Genomic DNA, 21,902 nt, shown 5'->3' with positions numbered 1-21,902 from the left:
TCTGACGAGTCATGATTGTGCGTAGCGGCAGCACTTCGGGCAATGACCGGAAGCGCCATCGAGGGCGGCACTCCGGCCACGGGCCATCAGCTTCAACGCCTCAGCGCGCGGGTGGTTGCTCGCCATGCGGTACGACCGCGACGGTCAACCGGGAGATGCAGGCGGGCTTGCCTTCATCGTTATGGATGCGAATGTCCCAGACGTGGGTGGTGCGCCCCAGATGCACAGGGCGTACAACGCCGGTAACGCGTCCGGCTTTGACCCCGCGCAGATGGTTGGCGTTGACTTCCAGCCCGACACAGAAGTACTTGGCCGGATCGGCCACCAGATAACTGGCCATCGACCCCAGCGTCTCCGCCAGCACCACCGAAGCACCACCGTGCAGCAAACCGAACGGCTGATGGGTGCGCTGGTCGACTACCATGCTGGCGGTCAGCGAATCCTCGGTGAAAGACTCGAAGCGAATGTCCAGCGCCTCGCCGATGGTGTTCTTGCCCGCTGCGTTCAGTGCTTCGATATCCGGGGTAGCGCGCCACACTGTCATATCCATTCCTTTTTCGTGAAAGTGGTCTGCAAAAATCCGCTGTTGTCAGTGCAGGTCGATCAAACGTGATGTACGCCCAGTAACCGCATGCCGCCGGCCAGCACATGCTCGCCTTCCAGTTCGGCCAGGCTGGCGGTGCTCATGGGCTCGGCATGCTGGTAACTGCCATTGACCAGCAAGCCGATCAGCGCACCGACCAGAGGCTGGTGACTGACCAGAAGCACCTCGTCGAGGTTCAAGGTATCGAGCTCGGAGAGCACCCGACGCGGATCGCTGTCAGGCGTCAGCCACGGCACGGTGACCACTGCTTCAGCCCGGTCCAGCACTTGCCGCGCTTGTTCAGCGGTCTGTTGGGCACGCACGTACGGACTGGCGATGATCCGCTGCAATGGTTTGCCCAACAGCTGGCGAGCGCTTTCGATTACCTGATCGCGTCCACGGGTGGTCAGCTCACGCGCCGCATCGCTGGCCGCCCTGGGCTCGGCTTCACCATGGCGCAGAATCCAGACTTTCATAGACGCGGCTCTTCGTCGCGAACCGGGTGCGGCGCGGGCTCGACGAAATGCGCGCTCTCGCCTTCCGGCGCGCGCGGAGTCGGCCAATCGGCGAACGGCCAGGGTTTCTGATCGCTGTGAAAGGTGCCGAAGCGCCCGATCTGCGCCAGAAACTGGCTGAGACTGTCGCCCAGGTCCATCAGGCTCCGGCTCGGCGCGCCGTATACCAGGCGGTACACCAGCTGGATCAGCACGACGCCGGCAAGCACCAGTTCCGCCACTTGCCAGACCACCAGAAACACCAGCATCCACAGGATGCGCAGCAGGATCGATTCGTTTTTCTGCAGCCTCGACTCGTTCAAAGCCTTCTCCCTGTCACGTTTGAATTCAGTTGAAACCGGTGGTCGATATAAAGTCGACGTCCGTCTTGGGTTCGGCGCGCATCAGCGCTTCGATGACCTGATTGAGCGTACGGCCTTCGAAAAGAATTGCATGCAGCCCCGCGACCAGCGGCATGTAGACCTGCATTTCCTGAGCCTTGACCTTGAGCACCTTGAGCGTGTTCACGCCTTCGGCCACTTCGCCCAGGCGGGATACTGCTTCGTCCAGCGTCAGGCCCTGGCCCAGCGCGTGCCCCACTTGATAGTTACGGCTCTTGGGCGACGAGCAAGTGACGATCAGATCGCCGACGCCGGCCAACCCCAGAAAGGTCATGGGATTGGCGCCCAGGCTGACCGCGAATCGCGTCATTTCCGCGAGTGCCCGGGTGATCAGCATGCTCTTGGTGTTCTCTCCCATTTCCAGCGCAACCGCCATGCCGGCGATAATCGCATAGACGTTTTTCAACGCTCCGCCAAGTTCCACGCCGAACCGATCGGTGCTGGCGTATACGCGGAAGGTGCGACCATGCAGCGCCGCCTGAACCTGACGACACAGGTCTTCGTCTTCGCTGGCCACAACCGTGGCGGTGAGTGCATCTTCGGCGATTTCACGGGCCAGGTTCGGACCTGACAACACGCCGATGCGAGCCACGGGAACGATCTCTTCGAGGATCTGACTCATCAACTTGAAGCTTTGCGCCTCGATGCCCTTAGTCAGGCTGACCAGCATCTTGCCCTCAAGACGCGCGACATGCGGCGCGAGCACGGAGCGCAACGCGCCGGACGGCAGGGCCACGAAAACCAGCTCGCTGCCTTCGAGGGTCACGGCCAGGTCGGTGACCGGCTCGACCTCCGGGCGCACCTTGATGCCTTTGAGATAGCGAGGGTTCTCGCGATGCACGCGGATCGCCTCGGCTTGTTCGGGGTCGCGCATCCACTGGCGTACCTGACGGCCATTCTGCGCCAACAGGTTTGCAATGGCGGTACCGAAGCTGCCACCACCAAGAACCGCAACAGGTTGCTGCATGGTCATATAGCCATCCATCCAGAGCCATCATCTGGCGATGGCCGCATTATACGGAGCGCCACGGCATCGGCCAGCGCTTAACGTCACTCATCGCTCAAGCGCCCGCAAAGATGGCGCAATACCGGCCACAAGTTCACTGGCAAAGCGGCCGATCTCGGTTACCATGCGCCGACCACCTGAATTCGTAACAATCCGTACCGTGCGCGCCTTGCAGGTAATGAGGCTGTCATGACCGGAATTACCCGCCTACGGGCAGGGACGTAATGATCCAGCACCAAACTTTCTGTCAACGCCGTCGGGGAAGCTGCCGATGACCCCACGCAATTGGGACATCCATACCCGCACCCAGATCATCAGCCTCGGCCCTGCCCTGCTGCTGACGCTGCTGCTGATCGGGTTCTTCACCTTCGTCCGCATCCAGGACCTGCGTCAGGAGCTCAACCACACCGGCCAGCTGATCGCCAACCAGCTGGCACCGGCCTCGGAACCGGGCGTGGTGCTGGGCGACATGGACGCTCTGACCGGCCTGATGCGCGCGACCTTGTCCATGCCCAATGTCCGTTACGTGGAAATCCAGGACAGCGCCAACAACGTACTCGTCTATATAGAGCAACCGGCGCAGGACGAGCCCCACTCCCGTCAGATGGAAATCTTCCAGGCGCCGATCCATGCGCCACACGCCGGCATGCTGCGCAGCGCCGCCAGTGCGGGCAACGCTGCTACGTCCACGGCCGAGCATTACATGGGGCGGGTGCTGGTAGGCATGTCCAGCGAAGCGTTCAGTCGCCGTCAGCAGGAAATTCTGCTCAAGGCCGGCATTCTGGCGCTGTGCGCCCTGACGTTTACCTTCCTGCTCGCGCGGCGTCTGGCGCTTAGCCTGGCGCAGCCGATCAGCGACATGGGCGAAGCGCTCAAAGCCATGCAGCAGGGCGACTACAGCACGCCGTTGCCCGTCAGTGACGATGCCGAGCTGGGAGCACTGGCACGGCACATCAATAATCTGGCCGCCAACCTCGACAGGGCCAGCCTTGAGCAGCAACGCTCCATGGCGCAACTGATCCAGACCCGGGAGGAAGCCGAGCAGGCAAACCGCGCCAAATCCGATTTTCTGGCGATGATGAGCCATGAATTGCGTACGCCGATGAACGGTGTACTGGGCATGCTGCAGCTGATGGAAACCACCCGGATGACTGACGAGCAGGCCGAATATGCGGCGTTGGCTACTGAGTCGACCGAACACCTGTTGCGCGTCATCAACGACATCCTCGACTTCTCGCGCATCGAGCGCGACGCGCTGCAAATGGAAGGCATCGAATTCAATCTCGCCGATCTGGTCAACGCCTCTGTTCAGGCGTTCAGCCACAACGCGCTGCAGCGCAAATTGCATCTGGAACTGGAATTGCAACCGGGCCTGGACGCTCTCAAGGTGCTCGGCGACCCGACGCGCATCCGCCAGATTCTGGTCAATCTGATCGGCAACGCACTGAAGTTCACCGAAGTCGGCAGCGTGCGCGTCTCGGCCAACTGGCTCATGGACGGCGCCGACACGGTGCGGTTCACCTGCACGGTGCGCGACACGGGGATCGGCATTCACGCCGACCGGCTTGAATCGATGTTCGATGCCTTCAGGCAGGCAGACAGCTCCATTTCCCGGCGTTACGGCGGGACCGGTCTGGGATTGCCCATCGCTCGTACGCTGGCCGAACGCATGGGCGGAAGCCTGCAAGCACAAAGCGACGTAGGCGCGGGTTCGGTGTTCACCTTGCGGATCCCGCTTCTTCTCGCCGCGCCAGCAAACGCGGAGATGCGCCATTCGGGGGCCGATCTGCTGAACCGCGACCGTCCTTTCAAGGTGCTGCTGGTCGAAGACAACGCCGTGAACCGCACCGTGGTTCAGGCCATGCTGCACAGTCTGGGCTGCGAGGTGGAAGTGGCAGTCAATGGCGAACAAGCGGTGAGCATGGCCCAGCTGGGCAGTCATTCGCTGATCCTGATGGATTGCCGACTGCCGGTCATGGACGGTTATCAGGCCACTCGTCAGATCAGGCAGCTCCCCGGCCTTCAAGAGGTACCGATCGTCGCCTTGACCGCCAATGCATTGCAGGGCGACCGTGACGCCTGTTTACAGGCGGGGATGGACGACTACCTCGCTAAGCCCTTCAAACATGCTGATTTGCAGCAGGTTTTACAGCGCTGGTTGTCGTTTCGGACACCCGTGACTGGCGATAAATGCTAAATTGCGGCAATCTTTACCGACAGATCGACCAGTGCGGTCGCTCGGATGACACAATTCAGTGCACAGGTGTACATTCATTTTCCCTCGCGCTGTGACTTTCACTACAACGCAACAGTCTATGACTAGGCTGCCAGATATGTCCTGGCGTATCACTCCGCCAGGACTGGCGTTTGGGCCAGTGGCGCCCCAACCAGCCGCACAAGATCATTGAGGAGCTCGCATGACCAAACAACACGCCTTTACCCGGGAAGACCTGCTGCGCTGCAGTCGTGGCGAGCTGTTTGGCCCTGGTAACGCGCAATTGCCCGCCCCTAACATGCTGATGGTTGATCGCATCACCTACATCAGCGAAGAAGGCGGCAAGTACGGCAAGGGTGAATTGGTCGCCGAACTGGATATCAATCCGGACCTGTGGTTTTTCGCTTGTCACTTCGAAGGCGACCCGGTAATGCCTGGCTGCCTGGGCCTTGATGCCATGTGGCAACTGGTAGGCTTTTATCTGGGCTGGCAGGGCAATCCCGGCCGCGGTCGCGCCCTGGGTTCAGGTGAAGTGAAGTTTTTCGGCCAGGTTCTGCCGACCGCCAAGAAAGTCACCTATAACATTCAAATCAAGCGCACCATGCGCGGCAAACTGGTCCTGGCAATCGCCGAAGGCACCGTGAGCGTCGATGGTCGCGAAATCTACAGTGCCGAGGGACTGCGTGTCGGCCTGTTCACTTCCACTGAAAATTTCTAAGGGTACTCGCATGCGCCGCGTCGTTATCACTGGTCTGGGTATTGTTTCCTGCTTGGGCAATGACAAAGACACCGTCACCGCTAACCTGCGTGCTAACCGCCCTGGCATCCGCTTCAACCCGGAATATGCCGAAATGGGTCTTCGCAGCCAGGTTTCCGGCTCCATCGACCTCAACCTCGAAGAACTGATCGACCGCAAGATCTTCCGCTTCGTCGGCCACGCAGCTGCGTACGCTTACCTGGCCATGAAAGACGCCATCGCCGATTCGGGCCTGACCGAAGAGCAGGTTTCCAACGTGCGTACCGGCCTGATCGCCGGCAGCGGCGGCGCTTCGACCCTGAACCAGATGGAAGCTCTGGACACCTTGCGCGAAAAAGGCGTCAAGCGTGTCGGTCCATACCGTGTGACCCGCACCATGGGCAGCACCGTATCGGCCTGCCTGGCGACGCCGTTCAAGATCAAGGGCGTGAACTACTCCATCTCCTCCGCCTGCGCCACCAGCGCACACTGCATCGGCAACGCCGTCGAGCAGATCCAGCTGGGCAAGCAGGACATCGTCTTTGCTGGTGGCGGTGAAGAAGAGCACTGGAGCCAGTCGTTCCTGTTCGACGCCATGGGCGCGCTGTCCACCCAGTACAACGAAACGCCGGAGAAGGCCTCCCGTGCTTACGACGCCAAGCGTGACGGTTTCGTCATCGCCGGCGGCGGCGGCATGGTCGTGGTCGAAGAGCTGGAACACGCTCTTGCCCGCGGTGCCAAGATCTACGCGGAAATCGTCGGCTACGGCGCGACCTCCGACGGCTATGACATGGTGGCTCCAAGCGGCGAAGGCGCAATCCGCTGCATGCAGATGGCGCTGTCCACCGTTGAAGGCCCGATCGACTACCTCAACACCCACGGCACCTCGACTCCGGTCGGCGACGCCAAGGAGATGGAAGGCGTGCGCGCAGTGTTCGGCGACAACGCACCGGCCATCAGTTCGACCAAGAGCCTGTCGGGTCACTCGCTGGGCGCCGCAGGCGTTCACGAAGCGATCTACTGCTTGCTGATGATGGAAAACAACTTCATCGCCGGCTCCGCCAACATCGACGAACTCGATCCGGTGGTTGGAGATATGCCGATCCTGCTCGAAACGCGTGAAGAGGCCAAGATCGACCAGGTCATGAGCAACAGCTTCGGCTTCGGTGGCACCAACGCCACTCTGGTACTGAAGCGCTGGCAGGGTCAGTAATTCAGATCCGCAGTTACTGAGAAGGCGCCTTTCGAGGCGCCTTTTTTGTGCCTGCAGAAGGGCGCGTGTCGGCGAACAGCCTACGCGGTTTGCCTGATACGGCGCGTCGTATATGTCGCGGGCAAGCGCGCCGCTACAAACTGATCCGCCGCGAGCGAGAAGTCGGCGCATTTAGGGAGAACAACGCAATGCTCACCATCAAGCCCCGCGTCGAGGATGTGGAAGGACAGCCCATTCTGCGTCCGCTACCTTCCGCGCGGTGCCGCAGCGTCGGCCCGTTCGTATTTTTCGATCACATGCTGGAAACCGTTTTCCCGTCCGGCAGCGGCATGGATGTTCGCCAGCATCCCCATATTGGGCTGTCGACGCTCACCTATCTGTTCGAAGGGCAACTGCAGCACAAGGACAGCCTGGGCAGCGATCAACGCGTCCGGCCCGGCGACGTGAGCTGGATGACCGCCGGGCGGGCGATTGCCCATGTAGAACGCACGCCCCCCGAGTTACTGGCCAGCGGCTCGCGATTCCACGGCTTGCAGGTGTGGCTTGCTTCCCCGGTCGAACACGAACAAGGCGATGGACACTACAGCCATCATCCAGCGGCCACCCTTCCCGTCCGCGACTCTATGGGCATCGCCATTCGCATGATCGCCGGACACGGTTTTGACCTGATATCCCCGGTGCCAGTGCTGTCACCGACGCTATACGCCGAACTGCACCTGCAAACCGCCACGACGCTGCTGATCCCGACCGAACATCAGGAGCGTGCGCTGTACGTGCTGGATGGCGATGCGTCGGTGGATGGCGAGCCCGTCGAGCCACGCAGCCTCATCGTGCTGGAGCCCGGGCAAGCTGTGAACCTGTGCGCCGAGAGCGACTGCCACGCCGTTCTGATTGGCGGTGCGGCCCTGGACGGGCCGCGAAGGATGAACTGGAATTTTGTGGCGAGCGACATCGGGCTGATCAAAGAAGCCCGACGCCGTTGGGCAGCGCAAGACTGGCCGGTAGTGCCAGGCGAGACGGGACGGATCGAATTGCCTTGAGGCTCCTGCACATGGATCTGGCGCCCTGCCTGATACTCCGCAACAGCGACGGCACTGGACAAAGGACCCGTAGGAGCGCGCTTGCCCGCGAACGTCTTTATCCAGTGCGCCTGACACAGCGCGTCGCATCGGTCGCGGTCGCGGGCAAGCGCGCTGCTACAGGCTGGTATGCCACAGCTTGCGCGTTGCGCTGAAACTCATGCTTATGCGAACACTTCGCTCAGCAGATCATGCATCGACTTGAAGGCGCGCTTGGCCACCTTGGCGTCGTACATCATCATGCCCGGCACGTTGGCGTGCGGATCGGTGAACGAGTGGAATGCACCACCGTAGCTGTGCAGCTGCCAGTCCACGCCTGCGGCATTCATTTCTTCCTCGAAGGCCGGGAGCTGCTCCTTTGGCACCAATGGGTCTGACGCGCCGTGCAGGACCAGCACCGAGCCCTTGATATTGTTTGCGTCGGCCGGGTTCGGCGTATCCAGCGTGCCATGGAACGAGATGGCCGCTTTCAGCTCGGCACCGGTACGCGCCAACTCAAGCGCACAGCAACCGCCAAAACAGAAACCAAAGGTCGCAATCCGCGTCTCGTCCAGTGACACACCTGCCTGACTCAACAACTGATCCAGGCCTGCCTGCATGCGCTTGCGCAACAGCGCACGGTCGTTTTTCAGCGGCATCATCGCCGCGCCTGCCTCGTCATTGTTGCCTGGACGCAAGGTCTGGCCGTACAGGTCAGCCAGCAACACAACGTAGCCTTGCTCGGCGACTGCCTTTGCAATTTTCTCGGCGCCCTGACTGACGCCCATCCAGTTAGGGGCCATCAGCAGGCCGGGGCGCGGGGCCGGCGCGTCGGCGTCGTACACCAGGCGGCTTTCAAAAGGTTGGCCATCGATCTGGTAGACCACGGGGCGGACAGTAATGGTGCTCATCGCTGACTCCTGACTCGGAAAGGAAAAGGGAAATCTTGAAATCAGAAAACCCGCCGAAGCGGGTTTTCTGTCAAACGGTCATCAAACCGACAGTTCGACCAACAGCTTGTTCAGACGACGGACATAAGCGGCCGGGTCCTTGAGGCTGTCGCCAGCGGCCAGTGCCGCCTGATCGAACAGGATGTGGGACAGATCGCCGAAGCGCTCTTCGTTCTGCTCCGCATCCAGCTTGCCGATCAGCGGGTGAGCCGGGTTGAATTCGAAGATCGGCTTGGAATCCGGCACCTTCTGGCCGCTGGCTTCCAGGATCTGACGCATTTGCAGACCCAGGTCCTGTTCGCCAATCGCCAGAATCGCTGGAGAATCGGTCAGGCGATGGGAAACCCGCACTTCGCTGACGGACTCGCCCAAGGCGGTTTTCAGGCGTTCAATCAGGCCTTCCTTGTCCTTGGCGATTTCTTCCTGAGCCTTCTTGTCTTCTTCGGAATCCAGTTTGCCCAGATCCAGATCACCACGCGCCACATCGACGAAGCCCTTGCCGTCGAAATCGCTCAGGTAGCTCATCAGCCACTCGTCGATACGGTCGGTCAGCAGCAGCACTTCGATGCCTTTCTTGCGGAACACTTCCAGGTGCGGGCTGTTCTTGACCTGAGCGTAAGACTCGCCGGTGAGGTAATAGATCTTGTCCTGACCTTCCTTGGCGCGAGCCAGGTAGTCGGCCAGAGACACGCTCTGCTCGCCACTGTCATCGGAGGTCGATGCGAAGCGCAGCAGACCGGCGATCTTTTCCTTGTTGGCGAAGTCTTCGGCCGGACCTTCCTTGAGCACCTGACCAAAGTTCTTCCAGAAGCCCTTGTACTGCTCCGGTTCGTTCTTGGCGAGTTTCTCCAGCATGTCCAGGACGCGCTTGGTCAGCGCCGACTTCATCGAGTCGATGATCGGATCTTTCTGCAGGATTTCACGGGATACGTTCAGCGACAGGTCGTTGGAGTCGACCACGCCCTTGATGAAACGCATGTACAGCGGCAGGAACGACTCGGCCTGATCCATGACGAACACGCGCTGGACGTACAGCTTCAGACCACGCGGCGCTTCGCGCTGATACAGGTCGAACGGTGCGCGGGCCGGTACGTACAGCAGCGAGGTGTATTCGAGCTTGCCTTCAACCTTGTTGTGGCTCCAGCTCAGCGGGTTCTCGAAGTCATGGGCAACATGCTTGTAGAACTCCTGGTATTCCTCGTCCTTCACGTCGGTGCGCGAACGGGTCCAGAGCGCGCTCGCGCGGTTGACCGTTTCCCACTCGGCAGCCTGGGCTTCTTCACCTTCAGCGGGCGCCTGTTCTTTAGGCAGCTCGATCGGCAGGGCGATGTGGTCGGAATACTTCTTGATGATGTTGCGCAGGCGGTAACCGTCGGCGAATTCTTCCTCACCGTTTTTCAGGTGCAGGACGATGCGGGTGCCGCGCTCGGCCTTGTCCAGGGTAGCGACTTCGAACTCGCCTTCGCCCTTGGACGACCAGTGCACGCCTTCGCTGGACGGCAACCCGGCGCGACGGCTGAATACTTCGACCTGTTCGGCAACGATGAAGGCAGAGTAGAAGCCCACGCCGAACTGGCCGATCAGGTGCGAATCCTTCTTCTGATCACCCGACAGGTTTTTCATGAAATCAGCGGTGCCGGATTTGGCGATGGTACCCAGATGGGTAATCACATCTTCACGGCTCATGCCGATGCCGTTGTCTTCGAGAGTGACGGTCTTGGCGTCCTTGTCGAAGCTCACACGGATTTTCAGCTCGGCGCCGCCTTCCAGCAGCTCCGGCTTGGACAAGGCTTCGAAACGCAGTTTGTCGACCGCGTCGGACGCGTTCGAGATCAATTCACGAAGGAAAATTTCCTTGTTGGAATACAGCGAATGGATCATGAGGTGCAGCAGCTGCTTTACCTCGGTCTGGAAGCCCAGGGTTTCCTTTTGAGTTTCCACACTCATGGTCATCAAACTCCGATCTGGATGGCATAAGCCGCCACGGCGAGGCCTTTGCCCGTGTGGCGGCGGGTAGTCATCAAGTTGGGGGCTGGGTAGAGAATTTCAAGGGCACGAAGAACCGAATGGTGACGTTCGTCGGTCTGCACGCTGACGCACGGACCACCGCCACCCTGCCCCGGCGGTTTGAATGCATATGCCTGACGCACTTATATCGATGCTTATATAAGGGCAACGGCGGGTCCGGTTTCTGATTACAAAACGCAAAAGTTCCGCGGACGCAAACAACAACATAATCTTGCGACCCTGGAACTTAAGTTGCACAACAGGGCTCTTAGCCTCGTAGCTACCCAATAAGGAGAAGTACCCCATGCGTAAATCTTTAGCCTATGCCTTGATGCTTTCTGCCACGCTGGGCCTCGCGGCCTGCGACAAGAAATCCGAAGACACTCAACAAGATGCGAACAAAGCGGCGCAGCAATCCCAGGAGTCGATGGAAAAGGCTCAGGAGAAAGTGAACGACGCGGCGAAGGAAAGTCAGGAAGCCGCGCAGAAGAATGCAGAAGCTGCGCAACAGCGCGCGACCGAAAGCACTAATCAGGCGCCTGCACCTGCGGCTGAAGGTACTCAGACCAAGTAAAACACCACTGGTCTGCAGACACATAATAAAGCCCGCTTCGAGCGGGCTTTATTAGTTTCAGTCAACGCTAATAAACAGCGTCAACTTGTCGATACACGGCAGGTGGGAAGAATTTATACCAGAGCCTCTTCACGCTCGCCCATCAACCGGTCGACCAGCACCGCCACCACCAGCGTGGCAACAGCCGGCACCAGCCAGGCGAGGCCCTGCTCGCTCAACGGCAAGTCAATCAGCATCGCAGGAAGGTGCACGGCGAACCCTGTCCCCTTGAGAGCATCGATCAAGCCGAACACCAGTGCGACCAGCATCACCGGCGCCACCACCCGCGACTGGCTGTTCCACAATTCCTTGCAGAAGCTCAGCCCGACCAGGACGATGCACGGCGGGTATATAGCCGTGAGCACCGGAATCGAAAACTGGATCAGCTTGGTCAGCCCCAGATTTGATATCAGCAGCGAGAACACGGCGAGGATGATCACCAGCGTCTTATAAGACAGCGGAACCACCCGACTGAAGTACTCGGCGCAGGCACAGGTCAGGCCCACGGCGGTCACCAGACACGCCAGCGAAATCAGCACGGCCAGAAAGCCGCTGCCCATCGCACCGAAGGTGTGCTGAACGTAGGCGTGCAATACGGCGGCGCCGTTCTGCGCGTCGGCCGCGACCGCATGGCTATCCGAACCGAGACGGAACAGGCTGACATAGACCAGCGCCAGGCCGACACCGGCGATCAGGCCCGCGATGATTGCGTAGCGCGTTATCAGCTTCGGCGACTCGACGCCGCGTGAACGGATCGCGTTGACGATGACGATGCCGAACACCAGTGCGCCGAGGGTATCCATGGTCAGATAACCATTGATGAAACCCTGGGAAAACGGTGCCGCAACGTAAGCTGGCTTGGCCGGACCGACGTCACCCACCGGCAGCACGAACGCCGCGATGCCAAGTATGGCGAGCGCGATGATTTTCAGCGGCGCGAGGAAGCGGCCGACTGTATCCAGCAGGCGCCCGGGATAGAGCGAAACCCAGAACACCACCAGGAAGTACACGAGGCTGTACAGGAACAGCGCCATCGGGCTTTCACCTGTCAGCGGCGCCAGACCCACTTCGAACGAAACGGTCGCTGTGCGCGGCGTGGCGAACAATGGACCGACCGCCAGATAGCACACCGCTGCCAGGATGCCGCCGGCAATCTTGCCGATAGGGCTGCTCAGGTTGTCCATCGCGCCGCCTACCTTGGCGAGCGCAACGACGGTGATAACCGGCAAACCTACCGCGGTGACCAGGAAGCCCAGAGCGGCGACCCAGACATTCGGCCCGGCTTCGAGGCCGACCATGGGCGGGAAAATGATGTTACCAGCGCCGACAAACAGAGCGAACGTCATGAAACCAAGCGCCAGGATGTCCTGGCCTTTCAACACTTTCATCTAGGAAAACCACTACCAAATCAGAATTTAAAGAAGGAAGGTGTTCCCGGGAGTTAGGGAAAAATCCGCCTGCCTTCATAGGGCCGGCAGCGGGCGCTACGAAACCTTGTGGGCTTCGGACGGCGCCAAAGGGTCGCTAGCCTACCCAAAAGCGCGGTAAAACGCACTAGCAAGGGGCGACGGCGCGACGACGCGCACCTCAAGATCGCATACCCGCCTTTGTAGGAGCGGCCGTCTGGAAACGACAAAGGCCACCCGAAGGTGGCCTTTGCTGGTTGCTCGATCAGTAAGCGATGCTTACTTCATCGGCCAACCGGTCAGCTCGGCCAAGGCCTTGCCGATGTCTGCCAGCGAACGCACGGTTTTCACGCCTGCGTCTTGCAGTGCAGCGAACTTCTCGTCCGCAGTGCCCTTGCCGCCGGAGATGATTGCGCCAGCATGGCCCATGCGCTTGCCCGGAGGAGCAGTCACACCAGCGATGTAGGAAACAACCGGCTTGGTCACGTTTGCCTTGATGTAGGCAGCTGCTTCTTCTTCAGCCGAACCGCCGATCTCGCCGATCATGACGATCGCTTCGGTCTTCGGGTCTTCCTGGAACAGCTTCAGGATGTCGATGAAGTTGGAGCCCGGGATCGGGTCACCGCCGATACCGACGCAGGTGGACTGACCGAAACCGGCGTCAGTGGTCTGCTTGACCGCTTCGTAGGTCAGGGTGCCGGAACGCGACACGATACCGACCTTGCCTGGCAAGTGGATGTGACCTGGCATGATGCCGATCTTGCACTCGCCCGGAGTGATCACGCCTGGGCAGTTAGGGCCGATCAGGGTAACACCCAGCTCGTCGCACTTGACCTTGGCTTCCAGCATGTCGATGGTCGGGATGCCTTCGGTGATGCAGACGATCAGCTTGATGCCGCCCAGTGCCGCTTCAAGGATGGAGTCCTTGCAGAACGGAGCCGGTACGTAGATGACCGAAGCGTCGGCGCCGGTGGCTTCCACAGCTTCCTTCACAGTGTTGAACACTGGCAGGTTCAGGTGAGTGGTGCCACCTTTGCCCGGAGTTACGCCGCCAACCATCTTGGTGCCGTAGGCGATGGCTTGTTCGGAGTGGAAAGTACCCTGGGAACCTGTGAAACCCTGGCAGATAACCTTGGTGTCTTTATTGATCAGAACGCTCATTACTTGCCCTCCGCAGCTTTGACAACTTGTTGAGCAGCGTCGGTCAGGCTGGTAGCCGCGATGATGTTCAAACCGCTTTCTGCCAGTACTTTAGCGCCCAGTTCAGCGTTGTTGCCTTCGAGACGAACAACCACCGGGATTTTGACGCCTACTTCCTTCACGGCGCCGATGATGCCTTCGGCAATCATGTCGCAACGAACGATGCCGCCGAAGATGTTGACCAGAACTGCTGCGACGTTGCTGTCGGACAGAATGATCTTGAACGCTTCGGTCACGCGTTCTTTGGTAGCACCGCCGCCAACGTCAAGGAAGTTGGCTGGCTTGCCGCCGTGCAGGTTGACGATGTCCATGGTACCCATGGCCAGGCCAGCACCGTTGACCATGCAGCCGATGTTGCCTTCCAGCGCTACATAGTTCAGTTCGAACTTGGCAGCGTGAGCTTCGCGCGGATCGTCCTGCGAAGGATCGTGGAATGCCTTCAGCTTTGGCTGACGGTAGACAGCGTTGCTGTCGATGTTGATCTTGGCGTCCAGGCAGTGCAGGTTGCCGTCGGCCTTGATGACCAGCGGGTTCACTTCCAGCAGAGCCAGGTCGTAGTCCTGGAACAGCTTGGCCAGGCCAACGAAGATGTTGGTGAACTGCTTGATCTGGTCGCCTTTGAGGCCCAGCTGGAAAGCCAGCTCGCGACCCTGGAACGGCTGCGCGCCAACCAGTGGATCGATAGTAGCCTTGAGAATCTTCTCAGGAGTGTCGTGAGCGATTTTCTCGATGTCCACGCCACCTTCGGTGGAAGCCATGAACACGATACGACGGCTGGAGCGGTCGACTACTGCGCCCAGGTACAGCTCTTTGGCGATGTCGGTGCACGACTCGACCAGGATCTTGGTGACCGGCTGACCATTGGCATCAGTCTGGTAAGTCACCAGACGCTTGCCCAACCACTGCTGAGCGAAAGCCGCTGCGTCTTCCTTGTTGCGAACCAGCTTCACGCCGCCCGCTTTGCCACGACCACCTGCGTGAACCTGGGCTTTTACAACCCACTCGGTTCCGCCAATCTTGTCGCAAGCTTCTGCTGCCGCTTCCGGAGTGTCTACAGCGTAGCCTTTGGATACTGGCAGGCCGTACTCAGCGAACAGCTGCTTACCCTGATACTCGTGAAGATTCATGCTTATTACCGTCTTCGTTTAGGTGCTGCGCATTCGGTGCTGCACGTCGAGCGTGCCGCACCACCTGTGACCGCTACCCTCGCCGGACCCCCGGGCAGGCCGAAGCCTTTGCAGGGGTCTTGCGAGAGCTCGAGTCCGGCGGACTTTCCGCGGTGAGTCTTGCTCGCAAGGCTCACGACGGGCACCCCGCCGTGGTTTTTCTTATCGACTTAGCGTTTCTTGCGGTTCTGGATGTGGATGGCGCCGCCATTCACTGCCAGTGCCGCTTCGTGCAGCGCTTCGGACAGCGTCGGGTGAGAGAAGACCATCATGCCGATGTCTTCCGCACTCGTACCGAACTCCATTGCGATCGCGCCCTGCTGAACAAGTTCGGCAGCGCTTGGACCAATAACGTGAACACCCAGTACGCGGTCGGTCTTGGCATCGGCGATGACCTTGACGAAACCACCGGTGTCGTTGGCTGCCATGGCACGGCCACTGGCTGCGAACGGGAAGGTACCGACATTGACTTCAACACCTTCGCTCTTGAGCGTCTGCTCGGTTTTGCCAACCCATGCGATTTCCGGGTGGGTGTAGATAACCGAAGGAATCAGGTTGTAGTTCATCTGGGCTTTGTGGCCCTTGATGCGCTCGACGACCATGATGCCCTCTTCCGAGGCCTTGTGCGCCAGCATCAGGCCACGAACCACGTCGCCGATCGCGTAAACGCCCGGAACGCTGGTGGTGCAGTAGTCGTCGACGTAGATGAAGCCGCGCTCATCCAGATCCACGCCGCTGTCAGCTGCCAGCAGGTCGGTGGTTACCGGACGACGGCCCACGGCCACGATCAGGCGATCGAAGGTGATGGTCTGCTCGCCGGCGGAGTCGGTGTAGGTCACCACGACTTCTTCACCATTCACCTTGGAGCCGGTCACGCGCGCGCCCAGCTTGATGTCCAGGCCTTGCTTGGTGAAGGTTTTCAGGGCTTCCTTGGAAACCGCTTCGTCGGCGGCTGGCAGGAACTTTTCCAGTGCTTCCAGAACGGTGACCTGTGCACCCAGACGAGCCCATACCGAACCCAGTTCCAGACCGATAACGCCCGCGCCGATGACGCCCAGACGCTGTGGAACCTTCTGGAATTCCAGCGCGCCGGTGGAGTCGACGATGACGTTCTGATCGACCGGAGCCGGTGGAATGTCGATCGGACGCGAACCGGAGGCCAGGATCACGTGGTCGGCTTCGATGATTTCAACGGTGCCGTCGACGGCGGTCAGCTCGACCTTTTTGCCGGCCAGCAGCTTGCCGTGGCCTTGCAGAGTGGTCACGCCGTTAGCCTTGAACAGGCTGGCAACGCCGCCGGTCAGGCCTTTGACGATGGTGGACTTGCGACCGACCATGGCCGGTACGTCGATGGACACTTCGGAAGTCGAGATGCCGTGGACGCCGAAGCCGTTCTTGGCTTCGTAGAATTTCCAGGAGCTGTCAAGCAAAGCCTTGGAAGGAATGCAACCGACGTTCAGGCAGGTACCGCCCAGGGCCAGCTTGCCCTCCTTGTCCTGATATTTCTCGATGCAGGCAGTCTTGAGACCAAGTTGCGCAGCCTTGATAGCGGCCACATAACCGCCAGGGCCTGCGCCAATCACTACCACGTCGAATTTCTGGGACATAAAAAAGATTCCTTTTAGCTGCGAGCTTCAAGCTGCAAGCTGCAAGCCGATTGGCGGTTTTCCACACAATCGACCTGCAACCCTTTCATTAGATGCTACCTACAGACCCAAGCTGCACGCCGCCCCGCTTTATGTAGGAGGTTGCGGCTTGCAGCCTGTGGCTGACCCATCAGATATCCAGCAGCAGACGAGCCGGATCTTCCAGCAGGTTCTTGATGGTAACGAGGAAAGTCACTGCTTCCTTACCATCAATCAAGCGGTGGTCGTAGGACAGCGCAAGATACATCATCGGACGGATGACTACCTGGCCATTGACCGCCATTGGACGCTGCAGAATGTTGTGCATGCCCAGAATCGCTGCCTGCGGCGGGTTGACGATCGGGGTCGACATCATCGAACCGAAAGTACCACCGTTAGTGATAGTGAACGTACCGCCGGTCATTTCGTCGATCGACAGCTTGCCGTCACGGGCCTTCTTGCCGAAGGTGGCGATGCCGCCTTCGATTTCAGCCAGGCTCATGTGTTCGGCATTACGCAGAACCGGCACCACCAGACCACGGTCGCTGGAAACGGCAACACCGATATCCGCATAGCCGTGGTAAACGATGTCCGAGCCGTCGATCGAGGCGTTGACTGCCGGGAAACGCTTCAGCGCTTCAGTGGCGGCCTTGACGAAGAACGACATGAAGCCCAGGCGCACGCCGTTGTGGGACTTCTCGAACAGGTCCTTGTACTTCGAACGCAGCGCCATGACTTCGGTCATATCGACTTCGTTGAACGTGGTCAGCATTGCCATGTTCGACTGGGCTTCGACCAGACGCTTGGCAACGGTGGCGCGAACGCGAGTCATCGGCACGCGCTTCTCGGTGCGGTCGCCAGCGGCGAACACAGGCGCAGAAGCAGCAGCGGCAGGCTTGGCAGCCGGAGCGGCGGCAGGCGCGGACTTCTTGGCTTCAACAGCGGCAACCACGTCTTCCTTGGTAACACGACCGTCTTTGCCGGTGCCTTTGAGGCTGGCCAGGTTGATGCCGTTTTCTTCGGCCAGCTTGCGCGCGGCAGGAGCTGCGATCGAATCTTCGTCGCCAGCAGCAGCGGCAGCTTGTGCAGGTGCGGCAGCCGGAGCAGCAGCGGCGGCAGCTGGAGCAGGCGCCGCCGACGCGGTGGCGCCGGCATCCAGAGTTGCAATCAATTCGTTGGACAGGACGGTATCGCCCTCGCCCTTCACGATTGATGCCAGCACGCCATCGGCTTCGGCCAGAACTTCCAGGACAACCTTGTCCGTTTCGATATCGACCAGCAGCTCGTCACGTTTTACCGCCTCGCCCGGTTGCTTGTGCCATTTGGAAATGGTGCCGTCGGCAACGGATTCCGGGAAAGAGGGGGCTTTGATCTCGATAGCCATTATCTGTAATTTCCTTAATTCGGTTTCTAATGCTCGAAGGCGTTAAACAGTGAAGGCATCGCGCAGCAGTTGTTCCTGCTGCTCGGCGTGCATCGAAGCGTAACCACAGGCAGGCGCGGCAGAAGCTTCACGACCCGCGTACTCGAGAACGAGGCTGCGTTTGTGATTGCCCATGCTGCGACGCAGGTGGTGCTGACTGCTGTACCAGGCGCCCTGGTTCATCGGTTCTTCCTGGCACCAGACCACGTGTTCGAGGTTGGTGTAAGGCGCGATCGTTTCCATCAGGTCATCTTCAGGGAACGGGTACAGCTGCTCGATACGGACGATGGCGATGTCGTCACGACCTTCGGCACGACGTTTTTCCAGCAGGTCGTAGTAGACCTTGCCGCTACACAGGACCAGACGCGTTACCTTGACCGGATCGAGTGCATCGATTTCAGGAATGACAGTCTGGAACGAGCCTTCGGCCAGTTCTTCGAGGGTCGAAATGGCCAGCTTGTGACGCAGCAGCGACTTGGGCGTCAGGACGACCAGTGGCTTGCGAAGCGGGCGAATGACCTGACGACGCAGCAAGTGGTAGATCTGCGCAGGCGTGGTCGGCACGCATACCTGAATGTTGTGCTCGGCACACAGTTGCAGGTAACGCTCCAGACGCGCGGACGAGTGCTCCGGCCCCTGCCCTTCGTAACCGTGCGGCAGCAGCATGGTCAGACCGCACAGACGGCCCCACTTGTGCTCGCCACTGGTGATGAACTGGTCGACGACGACCTGGGCACCGTTGGCGAAGTCGCCGAACTGGGCTTCCCAGATAACCAGAGCGTTAGGCTCGGTAGTCGAGTAACCGTATTCGAACGCCAGTACCGCTTCTTCCGACAGGAACGAGTCGTACAGGTCGAAGCGTGGCTGACCGGCGTACAGGTTCTGCAGAGGAATGTAGGTGCTTGCGTCTTTCTGGTTGTGCAGCACGGCATGACGGTGCGAGAACGTCCCGCGGCCCACGTCCTGCCCGGTGATGCGAACCGGGTGACCTTCGAACGCCAGCGTGGCGTAGGCCATGGTTTCGGCGTAGCCCCAGTTGATCGGCAAGCCACCGGCCTGCATCTTCTGGCGGTCTTCGTAGATCTTCTGAACCTGACGCTGCACCACGAAGCCTTCCGGCAGCTCCATCAGCTTGGCCGACAGCTCCTGCAGGGTCTTGAGGTCGAAACGGGTATCGTGACGCGCGGTCCAGGCATGGCCCAGGTATGGACGCCAGTCGACGAACAGTTCCTTGTTAGGCTCCTTGACCAGGCTCTTGACCACATGCAGGCCGTTGTCCAGCGCATTGCGGTAGTCGTCGACCTTGGCCTGAACGAGCGCTTCATCCAGCACGCCGGATTTGATCAACTGATCGGCATACAGCTCGCGAGTGGTGCGCTGCTTGGTGATCTGCTGATACATCAGCGGCTGGGTGCCGCTCGGCTCGTCCGCTTCGTTGTGACCGCGACGGCGGTAGCAGACCAGGTCGATGACCACGTCACGCTTGAACTGCATGCGGTAGTCAATGGCCAGCTGGGTGACGAACACCACGGCTTCCGGATCATCACCATTTACATGGAGGATCGGCGCCTGGATCATCTTGGCAACGTCGGTGGCGTACTCGGTGGAACGCGAGTCACGCGGGTTGCTGATGGTGAAACCTACCTGGTTGTTGATCACGATGTGGATCGTGCCGCCCGTCTTGAAGCCACGGGTCTGCGACATCTGGAAGGTTTCCATGACCACGCCCTGGCCTGCGAAGGCGGCGTCGCCGTGCAGCGAGATCGGCAGGACCTTGTCGCCGTTCGGATCGTTGCGACGATCCTGACGCGCGCGCACGGAACCCTCAACCACCGGAGAAACGATTTCCAGGTGAGACGGGTTGAACGCCATCGCCAGGTGAACTTCGCCACCAGCGGTCATGACGTTCGAGGAGAAACCCTGGTGATACTTCACGTCACCGGAGCCCAGCTCTACTTTTTTCTTGCCTTCGAACTCGTCGAACAGCTCGCGCGGGTTCTTGCCGAAGGTGTTTACCAGAACGTTCAGACGGCCACGGTGGGCCATGCCGATAACGATTTCCTTGGTGCCGTAGGAGCCCGAACGCTGGATCAGCTCGTCCAGCATCGGAATCAGGCTCTCGCCGCCTTCCAGACCGAAGCGCTTGGTGCCGGGATATTTGGTGCCCAGGTACTTTTCCAGGCCCTCGGCGGCAGTGACGCGCTCAAGCAGATGGCTCTGGATTTCGGGGGAAAACGCAGGACGGCCACGGACGCTTTCCAGACGCTGCATGAACCAGTTGCGCTGTTCGGAATCCACGATGTGCGTGAACTCGGCGCCGATGGTGCGACAATATGTCTGCTGCAACGCTTCCTGGATTTCGCGTAGGCTCGCTTCCTCTTTGCCGATGAACAGGTCGCCGGCACGGAAGGTCGTATCCAGATCGGCATTGGTCATGCCGTAGTGATTGATCGACAGGTCAGCGGGAGCGGGCCGTTGCCACAGACCCAGCGGATCGAGCTGGGCAGCCTGATGGCCCCGCATCCGATAAGCCTGGATCAGTCGCAGAACTTCAACCTGCTTCTTCTCGTGTTCGCTGCTCACACTGCCGGCGGACACCGGCTGAGCACGGCGCTGGTTTTTCGCCAGCAACACGAAATGATCGCGAATCGTCGAATGCGATACATCGGTGGCAGAGCTGCCGTCTGCTGGCAACTTCTGAAAGTAGGTGCGCCACTCTTCTGGCACAGCGTTAGGGTCGTGCAGGTAGAGCTCATAGAGCTCTTCCACATAGGCAGCGTTACCACCTGACAGGTGGGCACTGTTCCACATGCGCTGCATCACGCTTTCTTGCATGCTTGGTCACCCTCGGTAAGGGGACACCACCGGCGAAGACACCAGAGCAACGCTGAAACAGTCGTGTGCAGCGACCATATCAAGTCACCAGGGATCACGCAGATAGTCCGGGTACCAGCCCGGATGCCCCTGCTGGTCTTTTTCTTCAAAATAAGAGCCGTAGCCTTGCGGGCCACTGCTCAGGTTAAAACCACGGCGCCGGTTGAAGCCTGCGCCGCGGCCCTTTCAGGTACAGCGGTTTAGCGGTAAAGCGATGAATCAGACGCCGCTTTGCAGAAGCATGTTGCGAACGTGACCGATAGCCTTGGTTGGGTTAAGGCCTTTAGGGCAAACGTTGACGCAGTTCATGATCCCGCGGCAGCGGAAGACACTGAACGGATCGTCCATTGCAGCCAGACGCTCGGCGGTCTTGTTGTCGCGGCTGTCGGCCAGGAAACGATAGGCCTGCAGCAGTGCAGCCGGACCCAGAAACTTGTCCGGGTTCCACCAGAAGGACGGGCAGGAAGTCGAGCAGCAAGCGCACAGGATGCACTCGTACAGACCATCGAGCTTTTCGCGCTCTTCCGGAGACTGCAGACGCTCGATGGCCGGAGCCGGAGTATCGTTCTGCAGGAATGGCTTCACCTTCTCGTATTGCTTGTAGAAGATGCTCATATCGACCACGAGGTCACGAATCACCGGCAGACCAGGCAGTGGACGTACGACCAGCTTGCCTTTGCTGACTACGGCAGACAGCGGCGTGATGCACGCCAGGCCGTTCTTGCCGTTGATGTTCATGCCGTCAGAGCCGCAGACACCTTCGCGGCACGAGCGACGATACGAGAAACCTTCGTCCTGTTCTTTGATCAGTGCCAATACATCCAGCACCATCAGGTCTTTGCCACCGGTATCGACCTGGAATTCCTGCATGAACGGCGCGGCGTCCTGATCAGGGTTGTAGCGATAAACACTGACTTGCAACATGGCGGTCA

The 21,902-nt window shown here is 59.9% G+C and carries 17 protein-coding genes and 2 pseudogenes; 6 read left to right on the top strand and 13 right to left on the bottom strand.

The window, feature by feature from the left end; translation table 11 throughout:
• Window positions 1–100 precede the first annotated feature (100 nt).
• The 4 genes from J3P77_RS08765 to J3P77_RS08750 form a co-directional block, all read right to left on the bottom strand.
• Complete coding sequence (locus tag J3P77_RS08765; protein WP_434681140.1) at window positions 101–544, bottom strand: hotdog fold thioesterase; 444 nt, start codon at window positions 542–544, stop codon at window positions 101–103.
• A gap of 59 nt (window positions 545–603) precedes the next feature.
• On the bottom strand, window positions 604–1,059 hold the full coding sequence (gene sixA / locus J3P77_RS08760; RefSeq protein WP_434681138.1) for a phosphohistidine phosphatase SixA: 456 nt from the start codon (window positions 1,057–1,059) through the stop codon (window positions 604–606).
• Complete coding sequence (locus tag J3P77_RS08755; protein ID WP_434681929.1) at window positions 1,056–1,346, bottom strand: DUF4389 domain-containing protein; 291 nt, start codon at window positions 1,344–1,346, stop codon at window positions 1,056–1,058. Before J3P77_RS08755 ends, sixA begins: the two co-directional genes overlap by 4 nt.
• 79 nt (window positions 1,347–1,425) lie before the next feature.
• Window positions 1,426–2,451, bottom strand: coding sequence for an NAD(P)H-dependent glycerol-3-phosphate dehydrogenase (locus J3P77_RS08750; RefSeq protein WP_434681136.1), 1,026 nt, complete (start codon window positions 2,449–2,451; stop codon window positions 1,426–1,428).
• Window positions 2,452–2,755: 304 nt separating this feature from the next.
• Here J3P77_RS08750 and J3P77_RS08745 point away from each other — a divergent pair.
• From J3P77_RS08745 to J3P77_RS08725, 5 genes and pseudogenes are all read left to right on the top strand, one after another.
• Window positions 2,756–4,223: pseudogene (locus J3P77_RS08745) on the top strand (ATP-binding protein); the annotation flags it as partial.
• A gap of 74 nt (window positions 4,224–4,297) precedes the next feature.
• A pseudogene (locus J3P77_RS08740) lies at window positions 4,298–4,681 on the top strand (response regulator); the annotation flags it as partial.
• A gap of 220 nt (window positions 4,682–4,901) precedes the next feature.
• The gene (gene fabA, locus J3P77_RS08735; RefSeq protein WP_125830753.1) at window positions 4,902–5,417 is read left to right on the top strand and encodes a 3-hydroxyacyl-[acyl-carrier-protein] dehydratase FabA; all 516 of its coding nucleotides are present in this window, start codon (window positions 4,902–4,904) and stop codon (window positions 5,415–5,417) included.
• Between the two features lie 10 nt (window positions 5,418–5,427).
• Window positions 5,428–6,648, top strand: a complete 1,221-nt coding sequence (gene fabB / locus J3P77_RS08730) for a beta-ketoacyl-ACP synthase I (protein ID WP_434681133.1) — start codon at window positions 5,428–5,430, stop codon at window positions 6,646–6,648.
• A gap of 188 nt (window positions 6,649–6,836) precedes the next feature.
• On the top strand, window positions 6,837–7,688 hold the full coding sequence (locus J3P77_RS08725) for a pirin family protein (RefSeq protein WP_434681131.1): 852 nt from the start codon (window positions 6,837–6,839) through the stop codon (window positions 7,686–7,688).
• Between the two features lie 203 nt (window positions 7,689–7,891).
• Here J3P77_RS08725 and J3P77_RS08720 read toward each other — a convergent pair whose 3' ends face one another.
• Together J3P77_RS08720 and htpG are read right to left on the bottom strand one after the other, a co-directional pair.
• Window positions 7,892–8,617: a dienelactone hydrolase family protein gene (locus J3P77_RS08720; protein WP_434681129.1), complete on the bottom strand. Its 726-nt coding sequence runs from the start codon at window positions 8,615–8,617 to the stop codon at window positions 7,892–7,894.
• An 81-nt stretch (window positions 8,618–8,698) separates the two neighbouring features.
• Complete coding sequence (gene htpG / locus J3P77_RS08715; protein ID WP_434681127.1) at window positions 8,699–10,603, bottom strand: molecular chaperone HtpG; 1,905 nt, start codon at window positions 10,601–10,603, stop codon at window positions 8,699–8,701.
• Window positions 10,604–10,967: 364 nt separating this feature from the next.
• On the opposite strand from htpG, the gene J3P77_RS08710 reads away from it, so the two are divergent.
• Complete coding sequence (locus J3P77_RS08710) at window positions 10,968–11,237, top strand: hypothetical protein (protein WP_434681125.1); 270 nt, start codon at window positions 10,968–10,970, stop codon at window positions 11,235–11,237.
• A gap of 113 nt (window positions 11,238–11,350) precedes the next feature.
• On the opposite strand, the gene brnQ is transcribed toward J3P77_RS08710, so the two are convergent.
• From brnQ to J3P77_RS08675, 7 genes are all read right to left on the bottom strand, one after another.
• Entirely contained in the window at window positions 11,351–12,664 is a 1,314-nt protein-coding gene (gene brnQ / locus J3P77_RS08705; RefSeq protein WP_434681123.1) for a branched-chain amino acid transport system II carrier protein, read from the bottom strand.
• A 297-nt stretch (window positions 12,665–12,961) separates the two neighbouring features.
• The gene (sucD, locus tag J3P77_RS08700; protein ID WP_434681121.1) at window positions 12,962–13,843 is read right to left on the bottom strand and encodes a succinate--CoA ligase subunit alpha; all 882 of its coding nucleotides are present in this window, start codon (window positions 13,841–13,843) and stop codon (window positions 12,962–12,964) included.
• On the bottom strand, window positions 13,843–15,009 hold the full coding sequence (gene sucC / locus J3P77_RS08695; protein WP_434681119.1) for an ADP-forming succinate--CoA ligase subunit beta: 1,167 nt from the start codon (window positions 15,007–15,009) through the stop codon (window positions 13,843–13,845). Before sucC ends, sucD begins: the two co-directional genes overlap by 1 nt.
• 209 nt (window positions 15,010–15,218) lie before the next feature.
• A complete protein-coding gene (lpdA, locus tag J3P77_RS08690) occupies window positions 15,219–16,655 on the bottom strand; it encodes a dihydrolipoyl dehydrogenase (RefSeq protein WP_434681117.1) in 1,437 nt (478 codons plus the stop codon).
• 169 nt (window positions 16,656–16,824) lie between these two features.
• Window positions 16,825–18,057 (bottom strand): 2-oxoglutarate dehydrogenase complex dihydrolipoyllysine-residue succinyltransferase, encoded by a 1,233-nt coding sequence (gene odhB, locus J3P77_RS08685; protein WP_434681115.1) that lies wholly within the window; start codon window positions 18,055–18,057, stop codon window positions 16,825–16,827.
• A gap of 42 nt (window positions 18,058–18,099) precedes the next feature.
• On the bottom strand, window positions 18,100–20,931 hold the full coding sequence (locus J3P77_RS08680; protein ID WP_434681113.1) for a 2-oxoglutarate dehydrogenase E1 component: 2,832 nt from the start codon (window positions 20,929–20,931) through the stop codon (window positions 18,100–18,102).
• Window positions 20,932–21,189: 258 nt separating this feature from the next.
• Complete coding sequence (locus J3P77_RS08675; protein WP_434681111.1) at window positions 21,190–21,894, bottom strand: succinate dehydrogenase iron-sulfur subunit; 705 nt, start codon at window positions 21,892–21,894, stop codon at window positions 21,190–21,192.
• Between the last annotated feature and the right edge of the window lie 8 nt (window positions 21,895–21,902).

It is taken from the genome of Pseudomonas sp. R1-18, assembly GCF_051132095.1.
Classification (GTDB): Bacteria; Pseudomonadota; Gammaproteobacteria; order Pseudomonadales; family Pseudomonadaceae; genus Aquipseudomonas.
The sequence above is the reverse complement of the archived record's forward strand: the minus strand, read 5'-3'. Positions and strand labels throughout refer to the sequence as shown.